A 12,539-nucleotide genomic window follows, 5' to 3' on the forward strand; every position below is an offset into this window, starting at 1 on the left:
TTAATTTCTTTATCATGTAGACTTCGTTGTCTGTATGAGGAAGTATGAGAGTTAGAAGTCGTAATTTTTTTGGTGATGGCTAGCGGACCCGCTTACACGAAAAAAAAGTTGCTTTTTCTTCGTGTAATTCTGTTGAATTTAAAAGGATATTTAGATATAAGCTAAAATCTGCGACACTCCAGCGGAAAAACGAGCCAGCCGAGACCCCGCAAGTGAGGTTACGAGCGAGGAGGCTCGGTGGTTCGTCCGTGGAAAGGGAGCGGATTATAGCGAATAAAAACACGATAGTTTAGGCTGGTTTTTTAAATAAAAATAGTATTAAAATTAAAATAGCCATTTTAAAGAAAATGTCGAAAAGAGCCGAAAAGGCAGCTGTATTATGCTATAATAAACTTTTGACAATAAGGTTATAACAGATAGATTAGTAAAGATGGGAGAGAGACCGATGAGCGATCATACCCAGGGCAAAAGGGAGCGATTCCAGCTTTTGCTCCAGCAGCTGCAATTGACAGAAGATGTAGTAGTACCGCATTTTCACAATGCACATATTGAAAAAATGATCGTTGAAAAAAAAGCGCGTAAATGGCATTTTGAATTTTTATTAGAAAAAGTATTGCCTTGCAGCCTTTTCAGCCGGTTTACTGCACAGCTTGAAAAGACCTTTTCCCAGATTGCAACTGTTTCCTTTAGTATCCAAGTAACAGATCAATCCTTTGATGAGGAGATTGTTCTTGATTATTGGAAAAACTGCATTGGAGAAATCGACGGAATTTCACCGCCGCTTTTAAAGCTATTACATGAACAAACACCAAGACTTCAGGGAACTAAGTTAGTTCTTTCTGTGAGAAATGAAACAGAAGGAATGACGATAAAGCATAAGTATGCAGGAATGATTACAAATATTTATCAGACCTATGGCTTCCCTTACTTTACAATAGATACAGAAATTAAAGTTCAGGAGCAGAATGAAGAATATGAAAAGTTCCTGAAGGAAAAACAAAAAGAGGACCAGGAGCGAGCTTTGCTTGCAATGGTTGAAATGCAGAAGCGTGAAGCTGAAAAAGACCAGGGCTCAGGAGATGTTCCTGATGGTCCACTTACTATTGGCCTTACCATTAAAGATGATGCTGATTTCCGCAGTCTTGCAGATATTGTGGACGAGGAAAGAAGAATTGCAGTTGAAGGCTATGTTTTCTTTGCAGAAACTAGGGAACTTAGAAGCGGCAGAACACTGTTAACCTTTAAGATTACTGACTATACAAGTTCTATCATGGTTAAAATGTTTTCCCGGGACAAGGAAGATGCTGCACAGTATCAGCGGGTACAAAAAGGAATGTGGCTGAAGGTAAGAGGAAGCATTCAAAACGATACCTTTGTTAGAGACCTTGTCATGATAGGAAATGATATTAACGAAATAAAACCACGGCAGCGCAAGGATACTGCTCCTGCAGGGGAGAAACGTGTAGAATTGCACCTTCATACACCGATGAGCCAGATGGATGCTGTTACCCCAGTGAGTGCATTGATCGGACAAGCAAAAAAATGGGGACATACAGCCATTGCAGTGACAGACCATGCTGTATGCCAATCGTTCCCTGAGGCTTTTGGCGCCGGAAAAAAGAATGATATTAAAATCCTTTACGGTGTAGAAGTTAACCTTGTCGATGATGGAGTTCCGATTGCTTATAATGATACAAAAAGGAATTTAGCTGAAGCCACTTATGTTGTTTTTGACGTAGAAACAACAGGACTTTCAGCCGTTTATGACACAATCATTGAATTAGCAGCGGTGAAGATTCATGATGGAGAAATTATCGACAGGTTTGAATCCTTCGCCAATCCGCACCATCGCCTTTCAGCAACTACCATAAACTTAACTGGTATAACGGATGATATGGTACAAAATGCCCCTGAAATTGGTGATGTACTGAAGAGATTCCACGAATGGGCCGCTGATTCCATTCTCGTAGCGCATAATGCAACCTTTGATATGGGCTTCTTGAATGTTGGCTATAAAAAGATCGGCATGGAAAAAGCACCGAATCCAGTAATTGATACGCTGGAGCTTGCCCGTTTCCTACATCCTGAAATGAAGAACCACCGCTTAAATACACTCGCAAAAAAATTCGATGTAGAACTAACGCAGCATCACCGTGCGATTTATGATGCAGAAGCAACAGGTTATTTACTATTAAAAATGCTTAAGGATGCTCTGGAAAAAGGTATCGAATCCCACGATCAGTTTAACGATAATATGGGTAAGGGAAATGCCTTTCAGCGTGCGCGCCCTCATCATATAACGCTTCTGGCTCAAAATGATACAGGACTGAAAAACCTGTTCAAACTTGTTTCCATTTCACATCTCAACTATTACTATCGTGTACCAAGAATTCCAAGATCCGTGCTGCAAAAATACCGTGAAGGTATACTTGTCGGATCCGGCTGTGATAGAGGTGAGGTTTTCGAAGGAATGATGCAGAAATCCCCTGAAGAGGTTGAGGAAGCTGCCCGTTTCTATGACTATCTGGAAGTTCATCCTAAGCCTATATATGCACCGCTGATTGAAATGGAATTAGTCCGCGACCGCACAGCGCTTGAAGAGATTATTGGAAACATAGTCAAGCTTGGAGATAAACTTGGAATTCCGGTAGTCGCAACAGGAAATGTTCATTATTTAAATGAAAACGATAAGATATACCGCAAAATCCTAATTAATTCCCAGGGCGGTGCTAATCCTTTAAACAGGCATCAGCTGCCGGATGTTCATTTTAGGACAACTAATGAAATGTTGGATGAGTTTTCATTCTTAGGCAAAGAAAAGGCAAAAGAAATAGTTGTAGATAACACAAATAAAATTGCTGATATGATTGACGCTATTAAGCCGATAAAGGATGATCTTTATACGCCCAAAATTGAAGGTGCCGAGGATGAAACACGTGACATGAGTTACGCAATGGCCCGGAGCATTTACGGCGAAGAACTTCCTGAAATAGTGGAAGCGCGGCTCGAGAAAGAACTTAAGAGTATCATCGGCCATGGATTCTCGGTTATTTATCTTATCTCTCATAAACTCGTAAAAAAATCGCTTGATGATGGCTATCTGGTAGGTTCCCGGGGTTCGGTTGGCTCGTCCTTTGTCGCAACTATGATGGAAATTACCGAGGTAAACCCGCTTCCGCCGCACTATGTCTGTCCGGCATGCAAGCATTCTGAATTTTTTAATGACGGTTCCGTTGGTTCCGGCTTTGACCTTCCTGATAAAGATTGTCCGCAATGCGGCGGAAAATACCGCAAGGACGGACATGATATTCCTTTTGAAACATTCCTTGGGTTTAAGGGGGACAAGGTCCCGGATATCGACTTGAACTTCTCAGGTGAATATCAGCCAAGAGCACATAATTACACGAAGGTTCTCTTTGGCGAAGATAATGTTTACCGTGCAGGAACCATTGGTACGGTTGCAGACAAAACAGCCTATGGTTATGTAAAAGCTTACCAGCAGGATAACAATCTCATGATCAGAGGGGCAGAAATTGACCGTCTGGCTTCCGGCTGTACCGGGGTAAAAAGGACAACAGGACAGCACCCGGGGGGAATCATCGTAGTACCTGATTATATGGATATTTACGATTTTTCTCCTATTCAATTTCCTGCGGATGACAGTTCATCTGAATGGAAAACAACACACTTTGATTTCCATTCCATTCATGATAACTTGCTGAAGCTTGATATACTTGGACACGATGATCCAACGGTTATCAGGATGCTTCAGGATTTGAGCGGAATAGATCCGAAAACCATTCCAACTGATGATCCTGAGGTTATGAAAATATTTAGCAATACCGTATCGCTGGGAGTAACAGAAGAACAAATCATGTGTAAAACAGGAACTTTGGGTATACCAGAGTTTGGAACAAGGTTTGTAAGGCAAATGCTTGAAGACACAAAGCCAACTACCTTTTCTGAATTAGTTCAGATATCTGGTCTTTCACACGGTACGGATGTATGGCTTGGAAATGCGCAGGAACTGATTCATAATAAAATTTGTAACCTGAGCGAGGTAATCGGCTGCCGTGATGATATCATGGTTTACCTGATCTATCAGGGACTGGATCCTGCCTTTGCCTTTAAAATTATGGAATCTGTACGTAAAGGAAAAGGTTTGTCCGAGGAAATGGAAGCGGAAATGCGGAAGAACGAAGTGCCAGAATGGTACATTGATTCCTGCAAGAAGATTAAGTATATGTTCCCTAAAGCCCACGCGGCCGCTTACGTTTTGATGGCAGTAAGGATTGCTTATTTTAAAGTCCATCATCCGTTGATGTATTACGCTGCCTACTTTACGGTAAGAGCAGAAGACTTCGATATTGAGGCCATGGCAAGGGGGTCCGAATCGATCCGTTCTAAAATTGAAGAAATTAATGCAAAAGGCCTGGATGCTGCTCCAAAAGAAAAGAGTTTGCTGACTGTGCTTGAATTGGCATTGGAAATGACGGAGCGAGGCTTGTCCTTCCAAAAGATTGATTTATATAAATCAGCTGCGGCCGAATTTATTATTGAAGGAAATACTCTAATCCCGCCGTTTAATTCAATACCTGGACTTGGTACGAATGCGGCAGTCAATATAGTGAATGCCCGCAAGAATGGAGAGTTCCTATCAAAAGAGGATCTGCAGCAGCGAGGAAAAGTATCAAAAACCATCCTGGAGTATCTGGATAAACAGGGCTGTCTGGGTTCACTCCCAGAACAAAACCAGCTCTCACTATTCTAAGTGGTGAGCGGCTGGAGCTGCTCCAATTCATTTGCATATAGAATATGGTTATGGTATAGTTTTATTGGAAATACTAAGAAATACTCTCGTATTCAAGAGTGGGGCAACCCGCTCTTTCGTATTGTATTGGGTTTTTTTAGCATGCTGATAGCCGTTAAAGGCATAAAACAATCCGTTTAAAAACGTAAAATAAGTAACGAGTTTACGAAAAAAGGAGGTCGGACATGAGCAAGGTAACAGAGACAGTGGAAGAACTTGTTTTACCGATTACAGATGAGCTGGGACTTGAACTTGTTGAAGTCGAGTATGTAAAGGAAGGGAAAAATTGGTTCCTCCGTGTATACATTGACAAGGATAATGGCGTGGATATTGAAGAATGCGGTGTCGTGAGCGAGAAGCTTAGCGAAAAACTTGATGCATTAGATCCAATTCCCCATAACTATTTTCTTGAAGTTTCATCTCCTGGAGCTGAACGGCCTCTGAAAAAGGATAAGGACTTTGAAAAGGCTGTCGGCAAAAGAGTATTTTTGAGAACATATGAACCTATTGATGGTGAAAAAACATTTGAAGGAACACTGGCTGAATTTGACGGCCAGACTGTTAAGGTGAACGTTCAAATTAAAACTCGCACCAAGAAGGTAGAAATCCCCTATGAAAAAATTGCAAGCGCACGTCTTGCGGTTTCATTTGGATGATTAAGAAAAGCGTAAGCACCCTAGCCTAGCTCAGGCTTGGTAAAAATTGAATATGAAGTTAAAGGGGGATAACCTTTTATGAGCAGTGAATTATTGGATGCTCTAACATTGCTGGAAAAAGAAAAAGGCATTTCCAGGGATGTCTTAATAGAAGCAATGGAAGCAGCGCTGGTTTCAGCATACAAACGTAATTTTAACCAGGCACAGAATGTGCGGATCGACTTGAATCTCGGGAACGGATCTATGAAAGTTTTTGCAAGAAAAGAAGTAGTGGATCAGGTATTTGACCCACGCCTTGAAATTTCTCTTGAAGAAGCAAAAAATATGAATCCAAATTACCAGGTTGAAGATGTAGTAGAGATGGAAGTAACGCCAAAGGACTTTGGAAGAATTGCCGCTCAAACTGCGAAACAGGTGGTAACACAACGTGTTCGTGAAGCTGAAAGAGGCATTATTTATTCGGAGTTTATCGACCGGGAAGAAGATATCATGACTGGTATTGTTCAAAGGCTTGATTCCAAATTTATCTATGTGAGCCTTGGCAAGATAGAAGCGTTGCTCCCAGTTAATGAGCAAATGCCAAATGAACGCTACAAGCCTCATGACCGCATTAAAGTGTATATTACAAAGGTAGAAAAAACAACAAAAGGCCCACAAATCTTTGTTTCGCGTACTCATCCTGGCCTGCTCAAGCGCTTATTTGAAATCGAGGTTCCAGAGATTTATGATGGCACTGTTGAAATTAAATCTGTAGCCCGGGAAGCCGGAGACCGCTCCAAAATCTCTGTTCATTCCGAAAATACCGAAGTAGACCCAGTAGGATCTTGTGTTGGTCCAAAAGGGACAAGGGTACAGGCGGTTGTAAATGAATTAAAGGGCGAAAAAATTGATATTGTTAAGTGGTCAGATGACCCGGTTGTTTTTGTCGCTAATTCATTGAGTCCTTCCAAGGTGCTTGATGTTATTGTAAATGAGGGTGAAAAGGCGACAACTGTTATTGTTCCGGATTACCAGCTTTCTCTTGCTATTGGTAAACGCGGTCAAAACGCACGCCTTGCTGCAAAGCTTACAGGCTGGAAAATTGATATAAAATCAGAAACAGATGCCCGTGATATTGGTATTTATCCTCGTGAAGAGTCATTCAGACTTTTGAAGGAAGAAGATACTGCGGACGATGATTTTGATCAGGATTTAGATTTGGATTAACGGGGTGAGGGATCGTGAAAAAAGTTCCAATGCGCAAATGTGTGGCAACCGGTGAAATGAAGCCGAAAAAAGAACTCGTTCGCATCGTTCGCACTAAAGAGGGAGAGGTTTCCCTAGATTTAACCGGTAAAAAATCCGGTCGGGGCGCTTATTTGTCAAAAGACAAAGACGCTGTCCTTCTGGCTAGGAAAAAAAACACCTTATCCAATCATCTCCAGACACAAATAGATGAATCATTATATGAAGAACTTCTTGAGCTCATAGAGAAGGAGAAACGACAATCCTAATGAGAACGAATCAATGGATGTCAGTACTTGGCTTAGCCAATCGGGCACGGAAGATCATTTCGGGTGAAGAGCTTTCCGTTAAGGAAATCCAACGCGGTAAAGCGAAGCTCATATTATTATCGGCAGATGCATCTGCAAATACAACGAAAAAAATTACAGATAAATGTAAATCTTACGAGGTTCCATACAAGATTGTGGAAGATCGCCATCTTCTAGGGCATGCGATTGGCAAAGAAGCCCGCGTAGTTGTTGCTGTAATGGATGCTGGATTTGCCAATAAGCTGGTTTCGATGCTCGATTAATTCTAGCGGGGGTGAAAGTATGACGAAAACTCGTGTATATGAATATGCGAAAAAATACAATATTTCAAGTAAAGATGTTATTTCAAAATTAAAAGATATGAATATAGAGGTATCCAATCATATGGCAACAATTGAAAATGAGGCACTCACAAAATTGGATGCCATTTATAATAAAAAAGCAGAAAAGAACGAACAGCGTCCTGCAAATACTCAGCAAAACAATGCTCAGGGCCAGCAGCAAAGGTCTGGAAATGGCCAGCAGCAAAAGCAGGGCCAAGGTCAGGCAAGCGGTCAACAGCGTCCAAATCAAAGCCAGAGACCTTCACAATCTCCTCAAAAACCGGCAGCTCAAGTAGTACCAAAGACAAAAGCACAGGCTTTTGATGACGATGATGAAAAAAATGTAGCTCCTTCAAAGGTTAAGGTAAATACTGCCGCTACCAAAGCAAAGGAAGCACAGGTTAAAAAGAGCGACCAGCCCCAAAATAGAGGCGGCTTCAACAAAGGAAAAGGCAGAAATAATAATTTTCAGCAAAGAAATAATAATAACAATAAGCGGCCGCAGCATCAAACTAACCATCAGCCGCCACAGCCTAAGAAAGAAAGAGAGCTTCCGGCAAAAATCACTTTCAGTGAATCATTAACAGTTGCTGAACTTGGAAAAAAACTTCACCGGGAGCCATCTGAAATCATCAAAAAGCTGTTCCTTCTTGGTGTAATGGCTACCATTAACCAGGAACTTGATAAAGATGCAATCGAATTAATTGCCGGTGAATATGGTGTCGAAGTTGAAGAAGAAATCAAGATCGATGTAACCGACCTTGAAGTTTACTTTACAGAAGATGAAACAGAAAATCTGGTTGAAAGACCATCAGTAGTTACAATCATGGGTCACGTTGACCATGGTAAAACAACCTTGCTTGACAGCATCCGTAACACAAAAGTAACGGAAGGCGAAGCAGGGGGAATTACCCAGCATATTGGTGCCTATCAGGTAGTTGAAAACGGCAAAAAGATTACATTCCTTGATACTCCAGGCCACGCAGCTTTTACAACGATGCGTGCACGCGGTGCAAAAATCACGGATATTACCATTCTTGTTGTAGCAGCAGATGATGGTGTAATGCCTCAAACAGTTGAAGCGATTAACCATGCCAAAGCTGCTGAAGTTCCAATCATTGTAGCGGTAAACAAGATGGATAAACCAGCTGCCAACCCGGATAAAGTTATGCAGGAATTGACTGAACACGGTCTAGTACCTGAAGCATGGGGTGGGGAAACCATTTTCGTTCCACTGTCTGCTAAAACAGGTGAAGGCATTGACTCATTGTTAGAAATGATTCTGCTTGTTGGTGAAGTGGAAGAATATAAAGCTAATCCAAACCGAAATGCAGTAGGAACAGTCATTGAAGCACAATTGGATAAAGGCAGGGGTTCTGTAGCAACATTGCTTGTCCAAAATGGAACTCTTAAAATTGGCGATCCAATCGTTGTCGGAAATACTTTTGGCCGTGTGCGTGCTATGGTAAATGACCTTGGCCGCCGCGTAAAAGAAGCAGGCCCATCTACACCTGTAGAGATTACTGGTCTTAATGATGTTCCTCAGGCAGGAGACCGTTTCGTAGTCCTTCCTGATGAAAAGACTGCCCGCCAGGTCGGAGAAGCCCGTTCCCAACAGGCATTGGTTGCACAGCGTGGAGAAAAATCTCGTGTAAGTCTGGATAACTTGTTTGAACAATTGAAACAAGGGGAAATGAAAGACCTAAACGTAATTATTAAAGCGGACGTACAAGGTTCTGCAGAAGCTCTATCTGCTTCTTTACAGAAAATTGACGTTCAGGGTGTCAATATCCGCATTATCCATACAGCAGTAGGTGCTATCAACGAATCTGATATCACACTTGCGGCTGCTTCAAACGCTATTGTAATTGGATTTAACGTTCGTCCAGATGCGAATGCAAAACGTGCAGCTGAAGCTGAAAAAGTAGATGTTCGTCTTCACCGCATTATTTACAAGGTAATTGAAGAAATTGAAGCTGCAATGAAGGGTATGCTGGATCCGGAATTCCAGGAAAAAATCATTGGCCAGGCAGAAGTCCGCCAGACCTTTAAAGTATCTAAAATTGGTACTATTGCCGGATCTTATGTAACGGATGGAAAGATTACCCGTGACAGCGGAATCCGCCTTATCAGGGATGGAGTGGTCACTTTTGAAGGTACAATCGATGCCCTCAAACGCTTCAAGGATGATGTGAAAGAGGTTGCCCAGAACTACGAATGCGGTATTACCATTAAAAACTTCAATGATGTTAAAGAAGGAGATATTATTGAAGCATTTATAATGGAAGAAGTAGAGCGTAAATGATCGTCGGCGTTGCCGAATGTGAATGCATCATTTATGACGCTCATTCTTTGAAAGACAAACGGGCAGTGCTACAGAGGATACTGAGCCGTTTGAGGCAAAGGTATAATCTTTCGGTTGCTGAGGCAGGCTATCAGGACGTATGGCAAAGAACGAAGATTGCCATTGCCGGGGTCTCCTCTTCGAAGGTTATGGTTGAAAAAGAACTTCAGAGTGCCCTTCAAATGATTGATTCGTTTCCAGAAATAGAGCGGACAATTACCGAAGTAGAATGGCTTTAAAGTTTGAGGTGAATAATAATGAGCCACAGAGCAAATCGAGTTGGAGAGCAAATGAAAAAGGAACTTAGTGACATCATTGGCCGCAAAATCAAAGATCCACGGATCGGTTTTGTCACCGTCACAGATGTTCAGGTCACAGGTGATCTTCAACAGGCTAAAGTTTATATATCCGTTTTGGGCGGCGAGGAACAGAGGGAAAATACTCTTAAGGGACTTGCTAAAGCTAAAGGCTTTATCAGAACGGAAATTGGCCAAAGAATCCGCTTGCGGAAAACTCCGGAAATTGTATTTGAATTCGATGAATCGATTGATTATGGAAACAAAATAGAAACAATTCTTCATGAAATTCATAAGGATGAATCTGATTCAAGTAATACGGAGAATGAAGAGTAATTACAGAATGGATAGACATTTGTCTATCCATTTTTTTCGGCTAATAAGAGATATACTAGTAAAGACCGTAAGCTGCAATTATAAAAAAATTAGTGTCAGCCTATCAATTTTCAATAAGGAGGGAACAACTTGGAAGGGATTTTACCATTATTTAAACCAGCAGGAATGACATCGCATGATTGTGTTTTTAGGCTTAGGAAAATCTTAAAAACCAAGAAAATTGGCCACACCGGAACCCTGGACCCGGATGTAACCGGAGTGCTCCCCATTTGCATTGGAAGAGCAACCAAAATTGCTGAATACATAACCGATGCAGGTAAATCATATGAAGGAGAAGCAACTCTTGGTTTTTCAACTACGACTGAAGATGCTTCAGGGGAGACAGTGGAAGAAAAAGCTGTAGACCGGGTTATTCCAAGAGAGGAGATTCTTGATGTACTTCAATCTTTAACAGGGCTGATTGAACAAACTCCTCCCATGTTTTCAGCTGTAAAAGTGAATGGAAAACGACTCTATGAATATGCACGGCAAGGAATTGAAGTAGAACGGCCGACTAGAAAAGTAATGATAAAAAGTATTGAACTGCTCGATTCACGATCGGAGTTTTCAGGAAGTACGATTTCCTTTAGATTCAGGGTACATTGCGGAAAAGGAACATATATCAGAACACTAGCTGTAATGATAGGGGAAAAGCTAGGCTGCCCTGCCCATATGTCCAATCTCGTAAGGATTGAATCGGCAGCATATACGATTGAGGACTGTCTGACTTTTGAACAAGTGGAAGAGAGGATGGAAACAGGCTGCATTCAAGAGGTTTTAAGGCCCATTGAAACAGCGCTTTCTCATTTGCCGAAATTAAGGATAAGTGATAAAGTAGCAGAGAAAGTGAAAAATGGTGCAGTACTGAATATTCCCGAAGAATTAAAGGAAATAGAAGGCCCGATTGTAGTAGAAGCTGAAAATGGTTTAGCTCTCGCAATCTATTCACATCATCCTGAGAAAACAGGGCTTATGAAGCCTATTAAGGTTTTACGAAATGATCAGGAGCTGTAGAGGTACTGAACAGAAAAGGTGACTTAAATCGTGGAAATCATCAAGCTAAATTTCCCTAATTATATTAATAAAACTGAAATGCCCCCGCTATCTATTGCCCTGGGCTATTTTGACGGAGTTCATCTCGGTCATCAAAAAGTAATACTGGAAGCTAAAAAGACAGCTCTGGAAAATGGCTGGAAAAGTGCCGTAATGACCTTTGATCCCCATCCTTCAGTAGTGCTTGGCAAGAGTGTACAGCATGTTGAGTACATAACTCCTTTACAGGAAAAAATCAGAGTGATTTCCGCTCTTGGCATTGATTTTCTTTTTGTTGTACATTTTACAGCTGAGTTTGCGAACCTCCTTCCACAGGAGTTTATTGATCAATATATTATTAATCTAAATGTTAAACATTTAGTTGCGGGTTTTGACTATACATACGGAAGAATGGGAAAAGGGACTATGGAAACAATACCCTTTCATTCGAGAGGCGAGTTCTCCTTCACTGTTGTACCCAAATTGACCATACATGAAGAAAAAGTTAGCTCCACTATAATTCGCCAGTTGCTGAGAGATGGCAGAACTGCCGAACTCCCTGAACTTTTAGGAAGATTTTATAGAACACCGGGCCCTGTTATCCATGGTGATAAACGAGGGAGAACGATTGGTTTCCCGACAGCTAATATTGGAGTAAGTGATGATTATATCCTTCCTCCGCTTGGTGTCTATGCCGTAAAAATGCATGTTAAAGGGTCCTGGTACGAGGGTGTATGCAATATCGGAAATAAGCCCACCTTTAAGAGCCAGGCTGAAAAACGTCCTTCGGTTGAGGTACATCTATTTAATTTCGATCAGGATATTTACGGGGAAGAAGCTATTGTGGAATGGCATCAGTTTATTAGAAGAGAACAAAAGTTTTCTGGTATAAATGAACTGGTCGCTCAAATCGAAAAAGATAAACAGACCGCACAGGAATACTTTCAGAATTACAATGCGCATTTAAAATATTAAAGCATATTGTTGATTTTGCGCTATGTTGATTGCAGCGGAAAGCAAGCGCCGAGTGCCGAAAATCAACAGTGAACTATAACCGAGCCAAATAGTAAACAAAAACATCTTCTTAATACTTGCATTTTTTAGCGAAAACCTGTATTCTTATAAACGTATTACAAAAGAACCTTTGCTTGGCAATGCGATTCACCAACGT

General features: G+C 41.3%; 10 protein-coding genes. All 10 read left to right on the forward strand.

Translation table 11 applies throughout. From position 1 onward, the window contains the following. Positions 1-445 precede the first annotated feature (445 nt). Positions 446-4,771 carry a PolC-type DNA polymerase III gene (locus tag G8761_RS04245; protein ID WP_166023984.1) on the forward strand — a complete coding sequence of 1,442 codons (4,326 nt, stop codon included), beginning with the start codon at positions 446-448 and terminating at the stop codon, positions 4,769-4,771. A gap of 224 nt (positions 4,772-4,995) precedes the next feature. Then, on the forward strand, positions 4,996-5,466 hold the full coding sequence (gene rimP / locus G8761_RS04250; protein ID WP_166023986.1) for a ribosome maturation factor RimP: 471 nt from the start codon (positions 4,996-4,998) through the stop codon (positions 5,464-5,466). Positions 5,467-5,544: 78 nt separating this feature from the next. Further along, on the forward strand, positions 5,545-6,672 hold the full coding sequence (gene nusA, locus G8761_RS04255) for a transcription termination factor NusA (protein ID WP_166023988.1): 1,128 nt from the start codon (positions 5,545-5,547) through the stop codon (positions 6,670-6,672). Between the two features lie 29 nt (positions 6,673-6,701). Next, the gene (gene rnpM, locus G8761_RS04260; RefSeq protein WP_166024202.1) at positions 6,702-6,959 is read left to right on the forward strand and encodes an RNase P modulator RnpM; all 258 of its coding nucleotides are present in this window, start codon (positions 6,702-6,704) and stop codon (positions 6,957-6,959) included. Beyond that, positions 6,959-7,261: a YlxQ family RNA-binding protein gene (locus tag G8761_RS04265; protein ID WP_166023990.1), complete on the forward strand. Its 303-nt coding sequence runs from the start codon at positions 6,959-6,961 to the stop codon at positions 7,259-7,261. Before rnpM ends, G8761_RS04265 begins: the two co-directional genes overlap by 1 nt. A gap of 19 nt (positions 7,262-7,280) precedes the next feature. After that, positions 7,281-9,626 carry a translation initiation factor IF-2 gene (gene infB, locus G8761_RS04270; protein ID WP_166023992.1) on the forward strand — a complete coding sequence of 782 codons (2,346 nt, stop codon included), beginning with the start codon at positions 7,281-7,283 and terminating at the stop codon, positions 9,624-9,626. Then, positions 9,623-9,904: a DUF503 domain-containing protein gene (locus G8761_RS04275; RefSeq protein ID WP_166023994.1), complete on the forward strand. Its 282-nt coding sequence runs from the start codon at positions 9,623-9,625 to the stop codon at positions 9,902-9,904. The genes infB and G8761_RS04275 overlap by 4 nt, the downstream gene beginning before the upstream one ends. Positions 9,905-9,922: 18 nt before the next feature. Further along, entirely contained in the window at positions 9,923-10,297 is a 375-nt protein-coding gene (gene rbfA / locus G8761_RS04280; protein WP_166023996.1) for a 30S ribosome-binding factor RbfA, read from the forward strand. A 129-nt stretch (positions 10,298-10,426) separates the two neighbouring features. Continuing rightward, positions 10,427-11,350 carry a tRNA pseudouridine(55) synthase TruB gene (gene truB, locus G8761_RS04285; protein WP_166023998.1) on the forward strand — a complete coding sequence of 308 codons (924 nt, stop codon included), beginning with the start codon at positions 10,427-10,429 and terminating at the stop codon, positions 11,348-11,350. 30 nt (positions 11,351-11,380) lie between these two features. Further along, complete coding sequence (gene ribF / locus G8761_RS04290; RefSeq protein WP_166024001.1) at positions 11,381-12,343, forward strand: bifunctional riboflavin kinase/FAD synthetase; 963 nt, start codon at positions 11,381-11,383, stop codon at positions 12,341-12,343. Positions 12,344-12,539 lie beyond the last annotated feature (196 nt).

It is taken from the genome of Neobacillus terrae (assembly GCF_011393025.1).
GTDB lineage: Bacteria > Bacillota > Bacilli > Bacillales > Cytobacillaceae > Neobacillus_A > Neobacillus_A terrae.

What these genes read in the sequence shown, in the direction of transcription:
- G8761_RS04245 (WP_166023984.1), top strand. Translation starts at nt 446, where the DNA reads ATGAGCGATCATACCCAGGGCAAAAGGGAGCGATTCCAGCTTTTGCTC.
- rimP (WP_166023986.1), top strand. Translation starts at nt 4,996, where the DNA reads ATGAGCAAGGTAACAGAGACAGTGGAAGAACTTGTTTTACCGATTACA.
- nusA (WP_166023988.1), top strand. Translation starts at nt 5,545, where the DNA reads ATGAGCAGTGAATTATTGGATGCTCTAACATTGCTGGAAAAAGAAAAA.
- rnpM (WP_166024202.1), top strand. Translation starts at nt 6,702, where the DNA reads ATGCGCAAATGTGTGGCAACCGGTGAAATGAAGCCGAAAAAAGAACTC.
- G8761_RS04265 (WP_166023990.1), top strand. Translation starts at nt 6,959, where the DNA reads ATGAGAACGAATCAATGGATGTCAGTACTTGGCTTAGCCAATCGGGCA.
- infB (WP_166023992.1), top strand. Translation starts at nt 7,281, where the DNA reads ATGACGAAAACTCGTGTATATGAATATGCGAAAAAATACAATATTTCA.
- G8761_RS04275 (WP_166023994.1), top strand. Translation starts at nt 9,623, where the DNA reads ATGATCGTCGGCGTTGCCGAATGTGAATGCATCATTTATGACGCTCAT.
- rbfA (WP_166023996.1), top strand. Translation starts at nt 9,923, where the DNA reads ATGAGCCACAGAGCAAATCGAGTTGGAGAGCAAATGAAAAAGGAACTT.